Annotated in this window: 19 protein-coding genes and 1 riboswitch; of the genes, 10 read left to right on the top strand and 9 right to left on the bottom strand. The window is 54.2% G+C overall.

The window, feature by feature from the left end; all coding sequences use genetic code 11:
- Positions 1-27: 27 nt before the first annotated feature.
- The 3 genes from WHS46_06150 (at position 28) to WHS46_06140 (ending at position 2,298) form a co-directional block, all read left to right on the top strand.
- On the top strand, positions 28-1,479 hold the full coding sequence (locus tag WHS46_06150) for a cobyrinate a,c-diamide synthase (GenBank protein ID MEJ5348252.1): 1,452 nt from the start codon (positions 28-30) through the stop codon (positions 1,477-1,479).
- A 42-nt stretch (positions 1,480-1,521) separates the two neighbouring features.
- Positions 1,522-1,839 carry a TusE/DsrC/DsvC family sulfur relay protein gene (locus tag WHS46_06145; GenBank protein MEJ5348251.1) on the top strand — a complete coding sequence of 106 codons (318 nt, stop codon included), beginning with the start codon at positions 1,522-1,524 and terminating at the stop codon, positions 1,837-1,839.
- Between the two features lie 273 nt (positions 1,840-2,112).
- Positions 2,113-2,298, top strand: coding sequence for a ferredoxin (locus WHS46_06140; GenBank protein MEJ5348250.1), 186 nt, complete (start codon positions 2,113-2,115; stop codon positions 2,296-2,298).
- Positions 2,299-2,470: 172 nt separating this feature from the next.
- Here the strand turns inward: WHS46_06140 and WHS46_06135 are convergent, their stop codons facing one another.
- The gene (locus WHS46_06135; GenBank protein MEJ5348249.1) at positions 2,471-2,920 is read right to left on the bottom strand and encodes a cytochrome c3 family protein; all 450 of its coding nucleotides are present in this window, start codon (positions 2,918-2,920) and stop codon (positions 2,471-2,473) included.
- Between the two features lie 186 nt (positions 2,921-3,106).
- Here WHS46_06135 and WHS46_06130 point away from each other — a divergent pair, with 186 nt between their 5' ends.
- Together WHS46_06130 and cobT are read left to right on the top strand one after the other, a co-directional pair.
- Positions 3,107-3,382, top strand: a complete 276-nt coding sequence (locus tag WHS46_06130; protein ID MEJ5348248.1) for a DUF3303 family protein — start codon at positions 3,107-3,109, stop codon at positions 3,380-3,382.
- 158 nt (positions 3,383-3,540) lie between these two features.
- Positions 3,541-3,736, top strand: a riboswitch (cobalamin riboswitch).
- A 101-nt stretch (positions 3,737-3,837) separates the two neighbouring features.
- Positions 3,838-4,902: a nicotinate-nucleotide--dimethylbenzimidazole phosphoribosyltransferase gene (gene cobT / locus WHS46_06125; GenBank protein ID MEJ5348247.1), complete on the top strand. Its 1,065-nt coding sequence runs from the start codon at positions 3,838-3,840 to the stop codon at positions 4,900-4,902.
- A gap of 38 nt (positions 4,903-4,940) precedes the next feature.
- Here the strand turns inward: cobT and WHS46_06120 are convergent, their stop codons facing one another.
- The 7 genes from WHS46_06120 to WHS46_06090 all read right to left on the bottom strand — a co-directional run bounded on the left by WHS46_06120 (position 4,941) and on the right by WHS46_06090 (position 12,424).
- On the bottom strand, positions 4,941-6,863 hold the full coding sequence (locus WHS46_06120; GenBank protein ID MEJ5348246.1) for an ABC transporter substrate-binding protein: 1,923 nt from the start codon (positions 6,861-6,863) through the stop codon (positions 4,941-4,943).
- Between the two features lie 177 nt (positions 6,864-7,040).
- On the bottom strand, positions 7,041-8,960 hold the full coding sequence (gene dnaK / locus WHS46_06115) for a molecular chaperone DnaK (GenBank protein MEJ5348245.1): 1,920 nt from the start codon (positions 8,958-8,960) through the stop codon (positions 7,041-7,043).
- A gap of 95 nt (positions 8,961-9,055) precedes the next feature.
- Complete coding sequence (gene grpE / locus WHS46_06110) at positions 9,056-9,667, bottom strand: nucleotide exchange factor GrpE (protein ID MEJ5348244.1); 612 nt, start codon at positions 9,665-9,667, stop codon at positions 9,056-9,058.
- A gap of 101 nt (positions 9,668-9,768) precedes the next feature.
- Positions 9,769-10,839, bottom strand: coding sequence for a heat-inducible transcriptional repressor HrcA (gene hrcA, locus WHS46_06105; protein MEJ5348243.1), 1,071 nt, complete (start codon positions 10,837-10,839; stop codon positions 9,769-9,771).
- A gap of 295 nt (positions 10,840-11,134) precedes the next feature.
- On the bottom strand, positions 11,135-11,353 hold the full coding sequence (locus WHS46_06100) for a hypothetical protein (protein MEJ5348242.1): 219 nt from the start codon (positions 11,351-11,353) through the stop codon (positions 11,135-11,137).
- Positions 11,354-11,376: 23 nt separating this feature from the next.
- Positions 11,377-11,922 carry a metal-dependent transcriptional regulator gene (locus WHS46_06095; protein MEJ5348241.1) on the bottom strand — a complete coding sequence of 182 codons (546 nt, stop codon included), beginning with the start codon at positions 11,920-11,922 and terminating at the stop codon, positions 11,377-11,379.
- Between the two features lie 82 nt (positions 11,923-12,004).
- Positions 12,005-12,424 (bottom strand): hypothetical protein, encoded by a 420-nt coding sequence (locus tag WHS46_06090; GenBank protein MEJ5348240.1) that lies wholly within the window; start codon positions 12,422-12,424, stop codon positions 12,005-12,007.
- Positions 12,425-12,663: 239 nt separating this feature from the next.
- On the opposite strand from WHS46_06090, the gene WHS46_06085 reads away from it, so the two are divergent.
- From WHS46_06085 to galE, 4 genes are read left to right on the top strand one after another with little or no spacing between them, the layout of a single operon-like run.
- Positions 12,664-12,906: a hypothetical protein gene (locus WHS46_06085; GenBank protein MEJ5348239.1), complete on the top strand. Its 243-nt coding sequence runs from the start codon at positions 12,664-12,666 to the stop codon at positions 12,904-12,906.
- 23 nt (positions 12,907-12,929) lie between these two features.
- The gene (locus WHS46_06080; GenBank protein MEJ5348238.1) at positions 12,930-14,075 is read left to right on the top strand and encodes a cysteine desulfurase family protein; all 1,146 of its coding nucleotides are present in this window, start codon (positions 12,930-12,932) and stop codon (positions 14,073-14,075) included.
- Positions 14,076-14,085: 10 nt separating this feature from the next.
- Entirely contained in the window at positions 14,086-14,700 is a 615-nt protein-coding gene (gene pyrE, locus WHS46_06075) for an orotate phosphoribosyltransferase (GenBank protein ID MEJ5348237.1), read from the top strand.
- A gap of 11 nt (positions 14,701-14,711) precedes the next feature.
- A complete protein-coding gene (galE, locus tag WHS46_06070) occupies positions 14,712-15,677 on the top strand; it encodes a UDP-glucose 4-epimerase GalE (protein ID MEJ5348236.1) in 966 nt (321 codons plus the stop codon).
- Here galE and WHS46_06065 read toward each other — a convergent pair.
- The gene (locus tag WHS46_06065) at positions 15,631-16,743 is read right to left on the bottom strand and encodes an enoyl-CoA hydratase/isomerase family protein (protein MEJ5348235.1); all 1,113 of its coding nucleotides are present in this window, start codon (positions 16,741-16,743) and stop codon (positions 15,631-15,633) included. The genes galE and WHS46_06065 overlap by 47 nt on opposite strands.
- 344 nt (positions 16,744-17,087) lie before the next feature.
- On the opposite strand from WHS46_06065, the gene WHS46_06060 reads away from it, so the two are divergent.
- Positions 17,088-18,047, top strand: coding sequence for a methionyl-tRNA formyltransferase (locus WHS46_06060; protein ID MEJ5348234.1), 960 nt, complete (start codon positions 17,088-17,090; stop codon positions 18,045-18,047).
- Positions 18,048-18,147 lie beyond the last annotated feature (100 nt).

Here is an 18,147-nt window from a genome sequence, read left to right as displayed (position 1 = left end):
GCTGGCGGCACCGCTGGTGAACCGACGATGCTGCACAACACTCCGCGTCTGTTGATCGCAGCCTTGCGGGGAGGAGCCGGCAAGACGCTGGTGTCCACCGGCCTCGCCGCCGCTCTGACTCGAGGAAAGGGGCTGCGTGTCGTGCCTTTCAAGAAAGGCCCGGACTACATTGACGCGGGATGGCTCAGTTGTGCGGCCTCCTCACCCTGCTACAACCTCGATCCTTACTTGATGACCCCAAAGAAAATCCTGCAATCCCTCGTGCATCGGGCTCGAGGGGCGGATGTGGCTCTCATCGAGGGAAACCGAGGGCTTTACGACGGGGTGGATGCTCGAGGAACCTGTTCTTCGGCCGAACTGGCCAAGCTTCTCAAAGCCCCCGTGGTCCTTGTCTTGGATGTCACCAAGGTGACGCGAACCGCCGCCGCTATGGTTCTGGGATGCCAGCGCCTGGATACCCAAGTGAACGTGGCGGGAGTGGTGCTCAATCGCGTTGCCGGATCCCGCCATGAAAGGGTTGTTGCAGAATCCATTCGCAGGGATTGCGGCGTTCCTGTTCTCGGGGTGCTTCCCAAAGATGTGGGGATTATGTTTCCCGAACGTCACATGGGGCTATTGCCGGTTCAGGAACACCTGTGTTTGCAGGACACCTTGGAGAGGCTCTCCGAATGCATGCTGCGGTATGTGGATGTGGATGGCATTCTCGATGTGGCACGTACCGCGGAGCCACTGGGGCAGCCTGCTGAGGCGCTCCCACAGGGCTTGAGCCGTGGTTTTTTTGAGCCCGTTCGTATCGGCGTGATTCAAGATCGGGTTTTTCAGTTCTATTATCCGGACAATTTGGAAGCCCTTCAAGTAGCGGGTGCGCAGTTGGTGTTCATGGACAGCACGACGACACCCGTCTTGCCTGACGTGGATGCGCTTTATATAGGTGGAGGGTTTCCTGAAACGCACCTTTCCCTTCTCGTGGCCAATGTGACCTTTAGAAAATCCGTTCAAGAGGCTGTCGAAAATGGGCTTCCCGTTTATGCGGAATGCGGGGGTCTGATGTATCTTTCCCAAGGTATTCAGACGGCTCAGGGACTTTATCCCATGGTAGGAATTTTTCCCTTTTCCGTGCTCATGGGCACGAAGCCTCAGGGACACGGCTACACGGTGTTGGAATCGATTCGAGAAACACCGTTTTTTCCTGAAGGGATTGAGCTTAAAGGGCACGAATTCCATTATTCACGAGTGGTCGATGTGCATGGACTTGTGGAATGCGCTTTTCGTGTGAAAAAGGGATTCGGGGTCTTGGAAGGTCGCGATGGAGTATGCTATAAAAACGTGCTGGCAACTTATAGCCACCTGCATGCCTTGGGCTGTGAAGCCTGGGCCCAAGGGATGGTCCAAGCTGCCAGGCGATACCGGGCAAGCCGGGAAGGGGGGGTGATGCAAGACTGTTTGGCAAGATCCCTCATAGGACAGAGCCCCGTATGACGGTTGTCTACGGAAGATTCCAAAACAAAGGAGGTTGCTTCCATGGCACAAGTTGAGTACAAAGGGAAAGTGTTCAACCTTGACGAAGATGGCTTCATCGACAGCTTTGACAACTGGTGCCCGGAATGGGTCGAGTACGTCAAGGAATCGGAAGGCATTCAAGAGCTGACGGAAGAACACTGGAAAATCATCCATGTGCTTCAGGACTACTACCGTAAGCACGGGATCGCTCCCATGGTCCGGATCCTCACCAAGGTGACCGGTTACAAGCTTAAATACATCTACGAGCTCTTTCCGAGCGGACCGGGAAAGGGTGCATGTAAGATGGCCGGCCTGCCGAAACCTACGGGCTGCGTGTAAGCAGAGAGAGCGCTTCCCCGAAGGGTTTTTCTTCAGCCCTTCGGGGGGCTTTTCAAGACGTTAGACATAGCCCGAAAAGAAAGACGGCAGGCCTTTTTGGTCTTGGGGCATGAGAAAAGAATCACGAACGGGACCCGAGGAAGGGAACCTAATTTTTCTTGACTTTGCCCGGCCAGGTCAGTAAAGGCCATGACGGCATGAGCCAAACCGTACGGGCGGAGGGACGGCCTGCCGCCGAGTTTTCACAAGATCACACGAGGAGGACGATGTATCATGTTTAAAGTGACGGTAGACAAGAGCAAGTGCACCGGCGACGGCGAGTGCGTGGATGTGTGTCCCGTGGACGTCTACGAGCTCGTGGACGGCAAGGCCGAGCCCGTCAATGAGGACGAATGCCTCGGCTGCGAAAGCTGTGTGGAGGTGTGCGAAAGCGACGCCATCACGGTCGAAGAAGTCTAAAGGCCGCTGAGGCCTTAAAGGCGACAGAAAAAGGCCCGGAAGATGCTCCCATCTTCCGGGCCTTTTTGCGTCCATATTTTTCATAAGCCAACGTTTCATGAAGAAAAAACCCTCTCCGCCTTTGGAATCAAGGGGGAGAGGGTTTAAAGCATGTGGACCTTTTGAAGGCTCTTTAGCTTTGACCTTCCTTTTTCGGATGGCACTGGACGCAGGTCGTGGGAGCTGTGCTCTGGGGGTTTTGAGCCTTCAGTTTCTTGTGGCATTCTTGGCAATTGCCATGCATGGCCAGCTTGAGATTCAGCTTTTGCTGCTCCGGGGGAAGCTTCTTTTCGCCTTCAATGGTCGGTTCATTGTGGCATTCCTGGCATTTTTGGACAGGATCTCCCTGCTTCCAGACATTCTTGCCACCCTCGTACACGTGATGGCATTCGGCACATGCGATCTTGTAATCTTCGGCATGCTTCTTGTGAGTGAACTGCACATTGCTCTTGGTATGGCTGGGCCACAAGGTGGAGTTCATGGTGATTACATCCGGAGCGTCCGCCGCCACGGCGACGAGAGCTCCCACAAACAGAGCCACGGCAAGACAAACCGACGGAACAAACCAAGCCTTTCCTTTCACTGTGTCACCTCCTTTCTCGTCACATGTTCTCTTTGTGATTCTGTTCACGGGCTCGATTATAGTGACCTTGTCAGGATAGCGTCAAGATCTTTCGGGAGTGAAATCGTTTCTTGACACCTTCCGAGCCCGTTGGAGTATATAGATCAAAAAGGTTAGCAGGCAGGGGCTCACACAAGGAGGCGCGTTATGCTCTTTATGGCCATTTTTAGTTACGCTCCCGAAGATCGAGATCGTGTCATTCAGCGCACGGAACAACTGCCCGAGGTGCCCGGAACAGTAATGAAAGGGGAGTGGTTTGATGTGACAGGGCATCGAGTGTTTCGGCTTTTTGAGGCGGAAGATGAGGCCCATTTAGCGGCTGCGGTGTTTCAATGGACGGACTTGGGAGTCGCAGAGGTGGTGCCTGTGATGGAAACCAAAAAGGCCCTGAAACTCCTGCGTCGAACATCTAAAAAGCCGTAGTAAATGAACCAAAAAAAGGTGAGCTCGGCGGTCGCCTCATTTTTGTAAAGCGGTAAGGGCGAGCCTCGTGAAGCTATTGGAGGGGGCGGCCTTCGAGTGTCCACCGCTGCCACGGGGAAAGGGGGGATCAGGCTCACTTTTTGAGCGCTTCAGCATCATGGTTTCTGGTCCTACGTGGTGCCCCGGAAAATAAGGGGAGAATAGGGAAGGCGGTGCAAGACCGTCGCGCTGGGCCGGCGCTGTAAGCGGGGATGCCTTCGAAGGAAAGCCACTGCTTCCATTTGGGAAGCGGGAAGGTTCGAAGAGTCAGAAGATCCGCGAGCCAGAAGACCTGCCACGGGGAAAGCAAACAGGCCGAATGTTTACCTGTGCCTGAGGGTAAGCCTTCGAGGTCTTGGGACCTCGAAGGCTTTTTTTATGGAACCGTTGGATAATGCCGATGGAGGTTCAACTGCATGGAAAAAGAACTGAAAAACATTTTGGAAAGCCTTGAGCCTTCGGACCCTCATTGGGAAGCTCAAGCCTGGGAAAGGCTTCGGTCTCAAATACGGCCTAGAGGTTCCTTAGGGCGTCTGGAAGAGATGGCTGCTCGGCTGGGGGGAATTTCGAGGAGCTTGTCTCCGGATGTTTCCAAGAAAATCATCTTCACCATGGCCGGGGATCATGGGGTTGTGGAAGAAGGTGTGAGCGCTTATCCGCAGGAGGTCACTGCCCAGATGGTTTACAGTTTTCTCAAGGGGTGGGCCTCCATCAACGTTTTGGCGGACCATGTGGGAGCGGATGTGCGTGTGGTGGATTTTGGAGTGGCTTCGGATCTTCCCGAGGACTGGGCCGTAATCCGGCGGAAAATAGGTAAAGGCACTCGCAACATCACCCATGGGCCGGCCATGGAGCGACCCGAGGCCGTTCGCGGCCTTGTGGAAGGGGCTCGTCTTGTCTTGGCGGCTGTTCGTGAAGAAGGTTATGGTCTTATCGGCACGGGAGATATGGGTATTGGAAACACGACACCCTCTACGGCCATTGCGGCCGTTTTCACCGGAAAGCCTGTCAAGGAACTTACGGGTCGTGGGACCGGCATTGATGATGCGGCCTGGGAACGCAAGGTGCGTGCCGTGGAAAAGGCCCTAGAGGTCAACCGACCCAACAGGCTGGATCCTGTGGACGTGTTGGCAAAAGTGGGCGGCTATGAAATCGCCGGGCTTGCCGGCGCGGTTCTGGGTGCCGCCGCGGCGCAGGTGCCCGTGGTGTGTGACGGTTTTATTGCGACGGCTGGAGCCCTTATCGCCTGCCAGATAGCTCCCCGCGCCAAGGACTATCTTTTCGTGTCGCATCGCAGTCAGGAAGTGGGCCATGGCGCCATGATCGAGCTGCTAGGAATTCCTCCCTTGCTGGATCTGTCCATGCGGCTGGGAGAAGGCACCGGAGCGGCCTTGGCCATGAGCCTGGTGGAGGTTTCAGCGCGCGTTCTTCGGGACATCAAGACTTTCGCGGAGGCCGGTGTCACAGACACCGGCCATTGATCCTGAGGCGGCTGATCCGTGGATTCTGCGGCCGTGCTCTATCGGTCCACACGAACCACGGTGCCGCCCTTGATTTGGAGGATGGGATACTGACGTTCCATATGGCCGTCAGGGGCAAACCGCATGGGTCCCAAGGGACCGTTGGGCAATTCCACTCGCAGCAGCCATTGTCGAAAGTGCATGCGGTCCGGTTGTCCTTCCTTGAGGACCTGTTCTCGAGCGGCCAGAGTAAGCAAGGCCGCCGTGTAAGCCTGAGCGGCCAGAAAGTCGGGCTCTTCCCCGTAAGTTTCACGATAGTCTCTGGCAAAGGCGTCCTGAACCGGATCTGAGATGCCGGAACCATCCCCCCGAAAAGCGGATGGGAACAGGGCGCCTTCCAGATAAGCTCCGCCCGCAGACAAAAGGGATTTTTCTTCCCAGAGATTCGTCCCCAGAAGTGTGATCCCCACCACATTGTAGTAGGGGAGTTGTGGAGCAATGAGGGCAACGGTTTCGGCAGCGTCGGGAATGAATAAGGCATCCAAAGGGGTTTCCGAAATTTCGGCGCCTGATCCTTTGGGTGCATGTTGAGCGACAACTTGCAGTGGGCCCTTAAAATCCGTCATGCCCGAAGGATAAGACGTATCCACCACCACTTTTGCCCCAAGTTCTTTAACCTTGCGAACAAAAATTTCTCTTAAAGCGCGGCCATAGGGTTCTTCCGGATAGAGCACGCCAAAATTATTAAACTTCATGGTGTTTCGACAATAAGTGAGCAAAGCGCCGACCATGTCCTGATGATCAAGAAAAGCGTGGAAGAGAAAAGGTGTCTGCTGGGTTATTTGTCGTTTTTCTGTAAAACTGACAACAGGAATACCTTTTTCATTGACCATGGGCAGGATCACTTCCACGCTCTTCGGGCTCAGGGGGCCCAGCACCGCCAAAACTCGTTCTTCTTGAACCAGCTGGTTCAGAGTGCTGAATGCCACATCGGGGTTGGCCTGAGTATCCGCTAGGACCAACCTGGCCGGTGATCCATGAAAGAGCTTTTCCCAATGTCTCAGAGCCAAGGCCACGCCTTTGACCAATCGTCTTCCGTGCGTGCTGTGCGGTCCGCTTAAAGGGACCATGCATCCCAGCTTTTGGGGGTCAGGGGCCGGCAGGGGTGCCAAGGCACCTCGAAGTTCTTCGTCGACGGCGAGCGTGACCGGGTGGTCGGGGTATTGAGCCATCAGTTTCAGGAGAGCGTCCCGACGACGTTCAGGGGGACTCCATTGAATGCGGCGGTAAAGCAAAAAGGGCACAAGGCGTTGGGAACTGTAAGTCTGAAGCGCCCGTTCCACCGTTTGTCCATCGAGGGTCAAAATCAAGGACAATGCTTCATGATCCAGCAGTTTTTGGTCTTCGGGGGAAGGTTGAGCGGCATAGCCTTTGTCCAGCCAGAAGAGGGCCCTGTCCACGTTTCCTGCATCGCGGTTAAGGCCCGCCAATAGGCGAATGAGCCTCTGTCTCCAGGCTGGCTGGGGTGCCGTGGCTTCCCACAAGGCCTGGGCCTCTTCAATAAGTTTTTTACGATTTTCTCCCTCATGCCATCGTGCCTCAAGGATTCCTACGCGTGCTGTGACGGCATCGCGCCATTGGGGAAATTCCTTGAGGGCCGTTTCGTAGGCTTGGCGAGCCGCTTTAGGGTTTTGAACTTGAAGCCAGATGTCCCCTTGGGCCGTGATGGCTGCAGGAGCAATAGCGTTGGAGGGGAAGAAATAGGCGATGCGTTGAAAGGCAGCCAGGGCGGCATCCAGACGACCGGCTTCTCGAGCCGCCACGGCCTCTTTCCAAAGCGCTTGAGCTTCCGCAGGGGGTGGCTCATGGAACACAGATTCAGGAATAAGGACGCGCACCTGCTGACGCGGTGCGCAGCTCAAGACAAAGGTCATCAGCAAAAGCATGCAGGCAAGAAGCCGTGGAGCTTTTTTAGCGGTCATATTCTTCCTTCAAGCGAAAAGATGCGCCATGAGGCAGAAACCAATGCCGGATTCCTCCGATCAACCATCCTGGATGACACAAGGGGCACGTGTGATGATCACGTGCCCCTTGCATCTTCGGCTGCCTATCAAAAATCGGTGGAGACCGCAAGACTTTGCGGTTCAGCTCCGTTCTTTTTACTTGTCCTTGACCTCCTCAAAATCAGCGTCCACCACATCGTCGTCGCTTTTGCGACCCGAAGAAGACGCTCCAGCGGAAGCTCCCTGTGAGCCTGCCTGAGCCTGCTGTTCGGCTGTTCTCTTGTACATTTCTTCGGCAAGCTTGTGGGAAACCTGGGTCAGTTGTTCCATTTCCTTTTCGATGGCTCGTTTGTCGTCCCCTTCCATGGCTTTGCGAAGTTTTTCAATCTGGGCGTCAATCTGGCTTCGAGTGGCCGCATCCACTTTGTCGCCCAAATCCCTCAGCGTCTTTTCGGTGCTGTAAATAAGGGCGTCCGCCTGATTGCGCGTATCCACCAATTCTCGACGCCTTCTGTCCTCTTCAGCGTGCATTTCGGCTTCTTTGACCAGCCTTTCAATTTCATCCTGAGACAGACCGCTGGAGGCGGTGATCTTAATGGATTGTTCCTTTCCGGTGGCTAAGTCTTTCGCCGATACATGCACAATACCGTTGGCGTCGATATCAAAAGTCACCTCGATCTGCGGGACCCCGCGAGGAGCCGGCGGAATGCCGACTAGATCGAAGCGTCCGAGGGTTTTGTTGTCCGCGGCCATGGGCCGTTCCCCTTGCAAGACATGGATGGACACCGCTGTTTGGTTGTCCGTGGCCGTGGAAAAGATCTGGCTCTTTCGGGTTGGAATGGTGGTGTTGCGTTCGATAAGTTTGGTCATGACACCGCCCAAGGTTTCGATACCCAGTGACAGCGGGGTCACATCCAACAAAAGCACATCTTTGACTTCGCCGGAAAGCACCGCCGCCTGAATCGCGGCTCCTACGGCCACCACTTCATCGGGGTTAACCCCCTTGTGGGGTTCCTTGCCGAAGAATTCTCGAACCTTTTGTTGCACGCGAGGCATGCGTGTCATGCCACCGACTAGGATCACCTCATTGATATCCGCGGCTGTAAGCCCTGCATCCTGCAACGCTTGACGCATAGGTGGAACGAGCTTTTCGATCAAGTCTTCTGTGAGAGCTTCCAGTTTGGCTCGAGTCAGTTTCATGTTGAGGTGCTTGGGGCCGGTGGCATCCGCCGTGATAAAGGGTAGATTGATGTCCGTTTCCGTGGTGGACGAAAGTTCGATCTTGGCCTTTTCCGCAGCTTCTTTGAGACGCTGCAAAGCCATTTTGTCGTTACGAAGATCGATTCCCTGATCTTTCTTAAACTCGTCCGCCAACCAGTCAATGATGCGTTGGTCGAAATCCTCACCGCCGAGATGAGTATCCCCGTTGGTGGATTTCACCTCAAAGACACCGTCTCCGATTTCCAAAATGGAAATATCGTAAGTGCCGCCGCCCAGATCAAAGACGGCGATTTTTTCATCTTTCTTTTTATCCAACCCATAAGCCAGGGCGGCCGCCGTGGGTTCATTGATGATGCGAAGCACATTGAGCCCTGCGATCTTACCCGCGTCTTTGGTGGCCTGCCTTTGACTATCATTGAAGTAGGCGGGAACGGTGATCACCGCATCCGTGACCTTTTCTCCCAGATAGTCTTCCGCGGTCTGCTTCATTTTCATGAGGATGTAGGCGGAAATTTCCGTAGGACTGTATTGCCTTCCCCGAATGAGAATATGGGCGTCCCCGTTGGCGGCTTCCACGATCTTGTAAGGCAAGATTTCCAGGTCCCGTTGAACTTCTTGTGATTTGAACTTACGGCCGATGAGCCGTTTGACGGCAAAGACCGTATTTTCCGGATTGGTAATGGCTTGTCTTTTCGCCACTTGGCCCACAAGCCGCTCTCCACTGTCCGTAAAGGCCACCATGGAAGGCGTCGTTCGGCCTCCTTCGGAATTGGTCAAAACCTTGGGGTCTTTCCCTTCCATGACGGCGACAACCGAGTTGGTTGTGCCCAAATCAATGCCGATCACTTTTGCCATTGTCTATGCCTCCTTAAAGGAAGATCGAAGTAAAAAAGAGAACATCTTAAAATAGCTGTGTCCTCTAAGCCACCCCGTCCCGAACCTCAACAAGGTCAACCGGGACTTTCCGATTCGTGGGAAGAGGATGCAGTGCGCGACCCACGGCTCACAGCCACCAAAGCCGGCCTGAGAAGCCGATCATGCAGGGTGTAGCCCCTCTGAAATTCCTGAATCACCGTGTTGGGTGGATAGTGCTGTGAATCCTGCTGCAAAATAGCCTCATGAAAGCAGGGGTCAAATTCCTTGCCTTCAGATTCAAATGGCCTACAGCCAAAGCGCGCCAAGGTGTCCAGGAAATGCTTATGGGTCATCTTGACCCCTTCCAAGAGGGTCTGATTGTCACTATTTTGCTCTGCATGCTGAATGGCCCGTTCCAAATTGTCCACCACGGACAAGAGTTCCCGAATGAGGCTTTCATTGGCGTACGCAATGGCCTCGGTCCGATCCCGTTCCAAACGCTTTCGCGTGTTTTCCATGTCCGCCGCTTGACGGAGCAGCTTGTCTTTCAGAGATTGTATTTCGGCTTCTTTTTCTTCCAAAAGAGCCTTCAGGTCGCCACCGAAAGGGGCCTCTTCGCCCGTTTCCGCATCGATGGAGGCGGGAGCGTCACTGCTTGCATCCACCATGGGTTCTTCGTTGGTCCCCGGCTTGCTTTCTTCGTTCATGAGTTGAAGTCCTCCATATCCCCTACCGTTTCCCTGGCTTGCCTTGTCTAATCATTCCCACGGCCTTTGTCAGCGTGTACCGTGGCGACTGTTCAAGTTTTTTATGAAGAGTCGCTTTGTTGCGAAAGGGAGGCTTCTTCCGGTTCCTCCAGGAAGTGACTCAGAAGTGAAGCCGTAAAGGTCACAACGGGAATGATGCGTGAATAGTCCATGCGTGTTGGCCCTATGACGCCAAGCACTCCTAAAATGGTTTCGCCTCGACCATAAGGCGAAGAAACCACGCTCATTTCACGCAATTCGCTGATATCGCTTTCGGTTCCCAGAATAATTTGCACCTGTCGAGAAGGGTCCAAAGCTCGGTCCAACAATCGAACGATGCGCGATTTGTCTTCAAAAGCTTCCAGGATACGCCGCATGCGTTCCACATCGGCAAACTCGGGGTTGCTCAACAGATGCTTATGCCCTTCAATATGCACATCGGTACTTTCCATAGCCTCCTGCAAGGCGCGCCGGCTCAGCTCCAGAGCTCGAGTGAACAGCTGATCAAAAAGAGCCTTTTCCCCCTCCATTTCCTGAAGGATACGTTCCTTGACGCGGCTTAGAGGAATGTCCTGAAGAACCTCGTTGAGGTACCGAGAATATTTGTCCAAATTGTCCTGAGGAATGTCCTCGTCCCATTCCACCAGAGTGTGTTGCACCAGCCCAGAGGCGGTGATCAAAATGACCAATATCTGACGGGGCCGCAACCGCACAAATTCAATGTGTTTGAACCGTGTGGCACTCAACCTGGGCCATAAAACGATACCTGCCTGTCGACAAAACCGCGAAAGCACCTGGCTTGTGCGACGCAGAAGCTCTTCGATGTCCACGCGTCCTGAAGTAAAGGCCTTGCGAATCAGAGCTTGCTGTCTCTTTTCCAGCTCTCGAATTTTGAGCATGGAATCCAGATACAATCGAAGACCCTTGTCCGTCGGAACCCGTCCGGCCGATGTATGCGGCTGATGCAAAAGGCCCATCTCCTCGAGATCGGCCATGATATTTCGAATCGTGGCCGAACTGACATTCAATCCGTAATGCTTGGAGACGGTGCGGGATCCTACAGGTTCCCCACTGCGAATGTAGCCGCACACAACCGCTTCCAGGACCTTTTGATTTCTTTCGCTCAGCTTCATAGGGTTCGCCCGGTTTAAAATTAGCACTCCACGTCGATGAGTGCTAAGCGAACATAGTGTTATTGTGTGATTTTGTCAAGGTAAGATCACAGATTGGAGGTCAGGAAAGAGCAGGGGACTTGGAAACGAACGCACGGGTTGTCACCGAACCTCAAGGCGCCTTTCAAGTCATTTCCGCGAAGCCTGTCCTTGTTTTGAACACAAAACCACACCGCAGCACGATTCGGTGCTTGGGGAAGGGACGTCTCCGCGGAAAGGACGCATCAAGCGGGTTCCGAAGCGGCTCTCTTGGCGGTCACTGTCTCACCATATCGAAATCTTGAAACAGATGAATAAAGTCTTCCTGAAGTTTGAAGCAACTCATCTTGATTCCGGCTTCAGATTGGTTGTGAAAGGTGAGAATGATTTTTCCTGGGGTGGAGGGATCCTTTTCGATGCGGCCGATTTCCTCCAGATCTCGAAGGACCCTTTTCTCATCGCAATCGGGCTTCAATTGAATCCACATCTTTTTCATAAGAACCTCCTTTGGGGGCCGATCTAAGCGGTGTCGGGCGCCTCTTGACCGTGAAGGGTTTCTTCCTTTCGCACCTTTTCGAGACATTTGGAGACGCACCCCAAGCAATCCGGGAAATCTTCGGCCTTTTGGCAATAATCGGCAAAAGCTTGGAGCCAGTCCTGGCCGGCTCGAGGGCAGGTTTTGAGAAACTCCAAAAACTGCACGAGCCGTTCAAAAGCCGCGGGGCCGATGGCGTGTTCGATACGGCAGGCATTGGCTTCGGCCTGTTCAGGTTCAAGACGCAAAGCCGTTGTAAAAAAATCTTTTAGAATTTGATGACGTCGAATGATCTGCTTGGCCACGTGACGCCCTTTAGCGGTCAGCGTCACATTGCTGTACGGGCTGTAGTTGATAAGCCCCCGACCCGCCAAAGCGCGCAAGGCCCCTGTAACCGAAGCGCGTTGCACGCTCATTTGATCCGCGATGTCTTTGGCTCGAGCGGCTTGATGGGCGTTTTCCAAATGGAAAATCACCTCCAGGTAGTCTTCCAAGCTCGCCGAGAGCCCTTCCACGGTATCGTTGGACATGGTTTCTTGTTCCTCAACCTGGGTTTTTGGCCGAAAATACCGTGCCGAGACGTTCAGGTCAAGAAAGGCAAAAGCATGAAAATCACTTTTGCGCCGTCCAAATCCACAAAGCGGCGCACAGCCCCCACACGGCATTGTAGGAAAAAACCACGAGAGGCGTAAGCGACCCTAAGGTGAGGCCGAACCAGCCCTTATGCAGCACAATCGGGAAAAAATAGAGAAGTTGTACTGCGCTGGGGACCAGACTCCATAGGATCCCTCGGCTGAAAACCCCCACGAGAAATCCGCCTCGCAGCAGAGGCAAAAGAAAGAGAAACCCCCATAGCCCACCCCAGACGATTCGTGGGTACACGGAGGACTTGCTCCAAACAGGAGCTATGGCCACGCCCAGTTTTTGGGGAATACCGGCTTGGCCCAGATAACAGGCCAGCCATGAACTGACCAGACCTCCCAGGCATCCTCCGGCGAAAACCACACTGAGCTTTTGCAGGGTGGACTTCATGAGCTTTCCCTCGATCCTAAGCTTGGCCGGCTCACGGCCGGGACAGATTCTTTTTTTAAAACGCACTTTTTTGGCACCTCAAGAGGACCTTATCAAGACTTTGTCCTTGAGATGCTTTTTCACTTCACGTTGTTTGATTCCATCGCCGTCATTGCCGGACCTGAAAAACATTGAAAGGTTGATATCACAAGGCACAGGAATTATAAAGGGGAGCCAATTCAGAGAAGGAAGGAGATTTTATGAAGATCAAGTGTTCTGTCTGCGACTACATGGGTGAGGCAACGCTCCTGCAAAAGGGATCACGTTCCAAAGAAATCGCTTTGTGGTGTTGTCTTTTTCTTCCTGGGCTTCTTTACACCTTATGGCGGCAGTCCAGCGACGGGCGTTACATGGGATGCCCTCAATGCAAAAGTGCCCAGTTTCGTCCCATCACACGTCGAGAATGGAAGGATCTGGAACGCCAAGGTGCGCTGAAGGTTTAAATTTTTCAAGGACAGGCGTGGTCATGCAGGATTTTCCCATTTATTTGGATTACAATGCCACTACCCCCATTGATCCAAGGGTTGCGGAAGCCATGCGGCCCTGTTGGGAGTCTGTCTTTGGGAACCCGTCCAGCGCCCATGTGTACGGAAGAAAAGCCAAGGCGTTGCTGGAAGATGCGCGCACGCACGTGGCCGCTTTGATCCACGCAAGCCCCGAGGAGATTGTCTTTACCAGTGGCGGCACCGAATCCAACAATATGGCGCTGTGCGGTGTGGCTCGAGCCCTCAGGTCAAAAGGCCGCCATATTGTCACCAGTCGCATCGAGCACCCGGCGGTCCTGGAACCCTGTCTGGCTCTCCTGGAAGAGGGCTTTGATGTCACCTTTGTGGGTGTGGACACCCATGGCATGGTGGATCCCGAAGCGGTGACGGCCGCCTTTCGTTCGGATACCATTCTGGTGAGTATCATGCATTCCAACAATGAGGTGGGGACGCTTCAGCCCGTCAAAGCCATTGCCCAGGCTGCCAAGGAGCGGGGCCTTGTTGTCCATACGGATGCGGCGCAAAGTGTGGGCAAGGTGGTTGTGGACGTCGAAGACTTAGGCGTGGACCTTCTCACCGTTGCGGGCCATAAACTTTACGCCCCCAAAGGTGTAGGCGCTCTTTACGTGCGTCGCGGAACACCTGTGCAAAGGATCCTTTATGGGGCCGGACAGGAACGCGGGCTTCGTCCAGGCACGGAAAATGTTCTGGAGATCGTCGGCTTAGGGGCCGCCGCCGCCGTGGCTCAAGAGGAACTTTCGCGGGAAATTCCGCGCCTAAAGGCCTTGCGCGATCGTCTGCAAGATCGTTTGCTTGAATCCTTTCCCGATGCTCGCCTCAACGGGCACCCAGATCAAAGGTTACCCAACACTTTAAGTATTTCATTTCCAGGGTACACAGCCGATACCCTCTTGAACGCCATGCCCGACGTGGCGGCATCGGCGGGCGCCGCCTGTCACAGCGACCAGGTGCGCATTTCCCATGTGTTGGAAGCCATGAGAGTTCCCAAGGAAGTGGCCATGGGGACCTTGCGGTTTTCTGTGGGGAGATTCACCCAAGAAGACCACGTGGAGAAAGCCGCCACCCTTATCATAGAGGCCGTAAGGCGCCTCAAAGACTCCGCATAAGAGGGCTTTCATGAAACTTCCAAACCTGCCATGGGCTGATACGGAAGGCATGCGCCGAAGACTTCAGGAAAAAATCCTGGAACAGGCTTTTCAAGTGTCGGACACGCCGAGTTTCAGACTCGTTTCCGGGGCTGTGAGCCGTTTCTATTTCAACTGCAAACGGGTGACCCTGGACCCTGAAGGTCTGGTGCTCATCGGTCATCTTATTTTTGAACGCATCAAAAACCTTTCTGTTCGCGGTATCGGAGGCCTGACACTTGGCGCCGATCCCATTGCTAATGCGGTGGCTTACACGTCATGGCTCTACGGGCATCCCGTTCAGGCTTTCGTGGTGCGTAAAGCCCAAAAGGAACACGGCATTCCGGCTCGTATCGAAGGAAATCTTCGGGAAGGTGATCGAGTGGTGGTGGTGGATGATGTCATCACCACGGGCGGGTCCACGATTCAGGCCATTCGAGCCTGTAAGGAAGCGGGGTACGAGGTGGTGCGAGCGGTGGTGCTTGTGGATCGTCAGGAAATGAACGGGCGTGAAAATATCCTTCAGGAAGTGCCGCACGTGGACGCTTTGATTCTTCGAGACGAAATCATGGCCCTGCATGAAGAGCGGAAACGTCAAAGCCTTTGAAAGGGGAACCCATGAACGTCCTCGTTACGGGAGGTGCCGGCTATATCGGTTCCCACACCGCCAAAACGCTTCGAAAACATGGCCATACACCGATTGTGTTCGACAACTTAAGCCGTGGGTGGGCGGAATGGGTTCGGTTCGGTCCCTTTGTCTATGGGGACGTTCGCCACGAGGAAGCCCTTTATCAGGCCATGCGGGCTTTCAAAGTGGAGGCGGTGATTCACTTTGCGGCGCTGGCTCTCGTGGAGGAATCAATGCGAGATCCGGCGGCCTATTTCGAACACAACGTGGGAGGAACCATTGCCTTGGTGCGGGCCATGGCCCGTGCGGGTGTCAAGCGTTTGGTGTTTTCCAGTTCCGCCGCTGTCTACGGGAAAGCGAAAACAAGCCCCATTCACGAAGATCATCCCAAGGAACCCTCCAATCCTTACGGTTTGTCCAAGTGGCAGTGTGAGCAAATTCTAGAAACGGTCACACCTGTTGTGGGTATCCGTCTCGCCATGCTTCGATATTTTAACGTGGTGGGCAATGATCCGGATGGAGAAATCTACGAAAAACACGAACCGGAAACCCACGTGCTTCCGAACCTCATGAGAGCTGCTTTCACTGGGGCTCCATTTTATCTTTACGGCACCGACCATGAGACGCCGGATGGAACAGCCGTAAGGGATTACGTTTATGTTTTGGATTTGGCCGAAGCTCATGTGGCGGCTCTGGGCGTCTTGGAAGCTCGAGAACGATTGGTATCCAACGTGGGCCGTGGGGCAGGAGTTTCCGTACGGGAAGTGGTTTTGGCGGTAGAAAAAAGCCTGGGCCGAAAAGTCACCGTGGTGGAAAAACCCAAACGGCCTGGTGATCCGCCGGAATTGGTGGCGGACAATCGCTTTTTAAAAACTTGGTTTACCCATCCCTTTAAGACCTTGTCGGAAGTCATCGAGGACATGGCTCGTCAGCGTGTATTTCTTCAAACAGCATAGGATCCAGCGAACCAAAGGAATGCACTTGATCAAATCGAGCCGGGTTCCAGCGCGGATGATTGTCCTTGTCGATGAGACGCGCTCGAACACCTTCCCAGAAATCGTGATGCCCGATGATCCATGCGGCGGCCTTTTCGTCCCTGGCAAAAACGGTCTCTAGGGGCCGCCCTTTCTGCACTTTGAGAAGCGCTAATGTCAGTCCAACCGCCGTAGGGGATCGTTCGGAAAGACGTCGAAACACCCCTTCACACAAACGACTCTGAATCTGGCATTTGGAAAGATTCTCCAGAAGAGTCGGCACAGAGGAAACGCCGTCAAAGTAGTCCCGAACCCATGCGTCCATATCAGGATCTTCGGGAAGGGGATGATGGCTTTGAAATGCTGCGACTAGTTTGCCAAGAAAAGCGGCCGCCCCTTTTCGATTCCCAGGAAGCGACGGGGAGGCTTCTTCCAAAGCGTCAATCAGGCTCTGCTGTTGAGAAGAATCCACAAAATGCGTGGCCAAACCCACACGGACCGTGTGAGCTCCCAGAAGATCGTCTCCCGTGAGTGCCAGGTATTCGGGATACCCTGGAGGGCATTTCACAAAGAGCCATCCCGTAGCGCCCACGTCCGGAAAGAAGCCGATGCGTGTTTCCGGCATGGCCATGTGAGTGGTTTCTGTGGCAATGACAATGTCGGCCGCTGCTGCCAGCCCGAGCCCACCCCCCATGGTGACCCCATGAGCCACAACGACCACAGGTTTTGGGTATCGATGTAAGGACAAATCCAAAGCGTACTCCTCACGAAAAAAAGCCTCTGCATCGGCTCGGTTTCCTGCTCGCACCTGCAAAGCCACCCATTTGATATCGCCTCCCGCACAGAACGCCTTAGGGCCGCTGCCGGTAAAAAGAAGACAACGCACCTGCGAATCCTTTTCGGCGGCATTCAGCACCTGGGCCACACGGCGTATCATGGGGAGGGAAAGGCTGTTTAGGGCTTCAGGCCGGTTGAGCTCAATGTGAAGCAAACATTTCTTGGCCCGAACACGAACGTGACTGTTTTCATCCGTTAACCTTGCATGCATGGTGGATTGTCTCCTCGTCCGTCTTGAGGTGAAGCGGTGTCGGCGAACTCATAACTGTTTTTAAGCATCCCGAGTACCTCGGTCATTTGTGCGATCGAGACGCGCTGAATTTTTTCCAGGAAGGTCATTTTTCTTGCGCCTTTTCTGGGCCGTTGCTATGGTTCAAACACCGCCGAGTGACGGTCCCTATGGTTCGGTGCCTCCTTCTGAACATTCTGCGCTCCTTTTTCACGGTTTCGCACTCGTTTCCTGAGGCTCCATGCCTTGTCCATGTCAGCAAGAAGTTGTCCCGGAATTTCGGCCGATCCGTCATCGGCGTTGTGGGATGAAGACCTTGTGGAGACATGGTGATGATGGGGAGGGAGCGTATGCGACTGATTGTCATTGGACAGGCCCCTTTTGGGCGCGACTGCTTGCAGGCATTGTTGGATCAAGGAGAGGACGTCGTGGGAGCCATGACAATCCCCGATGTGCCGGGAGCCAAGAAGCCGAACCCATTCAAAGAATTGGCCGTGGAACGAGGGCTTCCGCTGTTGCAGCCGCGGACCCTCAAAGGGCAGGATGTTCTGGAGTGGGTTCGGGACAAGAAACCGGATTTGTTTGTTCTCGTCTTTGTAACGCAATACATGGGCAAGGATGTCATCGAAGCCGCCTCCCTTGGAGGCATTAACTACCATCCCTCATTGCTTCCCAAATATCGAGGCGGCAGTGCCATTGCTTGGGCGATCATTCATGGGGAGCTCCAAACAGGTGTGACCATCCATTACATTGACGACGGCGTGGATACAGGGGATATCGTGCTTCAGGAATCCGTTCCGATCGCTTCGGATGACACCACGGCCAGTCTCTATTTTAACAAGCTTTATCCTTTGGGAGTGAAATTGGTTCCGAAGGCTGTACGCCTCATTCGGGAAGGGAAAGCGCCCAGAATTCCCCAAGATCCTCGTTTGGCCTCCTTTCAGCCGGCCCTTAAGCCGGAACACACGCAGATCGATTGGCGCCAGGGAGTAGAAAACATTTACAATCTTATTCGAGGCGCTTTTCCGGTGCCGGGAGCCGGCACGCGTTGGCAAGGCAAAGCTTTGAACATTCTCGAAGCGGCTCCTCAACCGGCTTCGGTGTGGGAAAAGCCTAGGCACCTGCCCGGAGAAATCCTGGAAGTGACAGAAGACGGCTTGACCGTGCAGACGGGCTTGGGGCTTCTGCTCGTGAAAAAGGTTCAGAGCAAAGAAACCGGGAAGGTGAGTGCCGCCGAATTTGCCAAAGCTGAAGGACTTCGTGCCGGAAATGTTTTTGAAACTTGAGCCCTAAGCCACATTGCGCCTAGGCGCAGAACGCCCTTTATAGCGGCTCTTCCTTGACCTTGGGGAGATCCTTTCGCATTGATGAAACAGGGGTGAGGGC

The sequence above is a fragment of the Desulfosoma sp. genome (genome assembly GCA_037481875.1).
Classification (GTDB): Bacteria; Desulfobacterota; Syntrophobacteria; order Syntrophobacterales; family DSM-9756; genus Desulfosoma.
This window is presented reverse-complemented; position numbering and strand designations above follow the sequence as displayed.

What these genes read in the sequence shown, in the direction of transcription:
- grpE (MEJ5348244.1), bottom strand. Translation starts at nt 9,667, where the DNA reads ATGAACGAAGAAAGCAAGCCGGGGACCAACGAAGAACCCATGGTGGAT.
- WHS46_06130 (MEJ5348248.1), top strand. Translation starts at nt 3,107, where the DNA reads ATGCTCTTTATGGCCATTTTTAGTTACGCTCCCGAAGATCGAGATCGT.
- cobT (MEJ5348247.1), top strand. Translation starts at nt 3,838, where the DNA reads ATGGAAAAAGAACTGAAAAACATTTTGGAAAGCCTTGAGCCTTCGGAC.
- galE (MEJ5348236.1), top strand. Translation starts at nt 14,712, where the DNA reads ATGAACGTCCTCGTTACGGGAGGTGCCGGCTATATCGGTTCCCACACC.
- WHS46_06080 (MEJ5348238.1), top strand. Translation starts at nt 12,930, where the DNA reads ATGCAGGATTTTCCCATTTATTTGGATTACAATGCCACTACCCCCATT.
- WHS46_06140 (MEJ5348250.1), top strand. Translation starts at nt 2,113, where the DNA reads ATGTTTAAAGTGACGGTAGACAAGAGCAAGTGCACCGGCGACGGCGAG.
- WHS46_06120 (MEJ5348246.1), bottom strand. Translation starts at nt 6,863, where the DNA reads ATGACCGCTAAAAAAGCTCCACGGCTTCTTGCCTGCATGCTTTTGCTG.
- WHS46_06150 (MEJ5348252.1), top strand. Translation starts at nt 28, where the DNA reads ATGCTGCACAACACTCCGCGTCTGTTGATCGCAGCCTTGCGGGGAGGA.
- WHS46_06065 (MEJ5348235.1), bottom strand. Translation starts at nt 16,743, where the DNA reads ATGCATGCAAGGTTAACGGATGAAAACAGTCACGTTCGTGTTCGGGCC.
- WHS46_06085 (MEJ5348239.1), top strand. Translation starts at nt 12,664, where the DNA reads ATGAAGATCAAGTGTTCTGTCTGCGACTACATGGGTGAGGCAACGCTC.
- dnaK (MEJ5348245.1), bottom strand. Translation starts at nt 8,960, where the DNA reads ATGGCAAAAGTGATCGGCATTGATTTGGGCACAACCAACTCGGTTGTC.
- WHS46_06060 (MEJ5348234.1), top strand. Translation starts at nt 17,088, where the DNA reads ATGGTGATGATGGGGAGGGAGCGTATGCGACTGATTGTCATTGGACAG.
- WHS46_06145 (MEJ5348251.1), top strand. Translation starts at nt 1,522, where the DNA reads ATGGCACAAGTTGAGTACAAAGGGAAAGTGTTCAACCTTGACGAAGAT.
- WHS46_06090 (MEJ5348240.1), bottom strand. Translation starts at nt 12,424, where the DNA reads ATGAAGTCCACCCTGCAAAAGCTCAGTGTGGTTTTCGCCGGAGGATGC.
- WHS46_06095 (MEJ5348241.1), bottom strand. Translation starts at nt 11,922, where the DNA reads ATGTCCAACGATACCGTGGAAGGGCTCTCGGCGAGCTTGGAAGACTAC.
- WHS46_06100 (MEJ5348242.1), bottom strand. Translation starts at nt 11,353, where the DNA reads ATGAAAAAGATGTGGATTCAATTGAAGCCCGATTGCGATGAGAAAAGG.
- hrcA (MEJ5348243.1), bottom strand. Translation starts at nt 10,839, where the DNA reads ATGAAGCTGAGCGAAAGAAATCAAAAGGTCCTGGAAGCGGTTGTGTGC.
- pyrE (MEJ5348237.1), top strand. Translation starts at nt 14,086, where the DNA reads ATGAAACTTCCAAACCTGCCATGGGCTGATACGGAAGGCATGCGCCGA.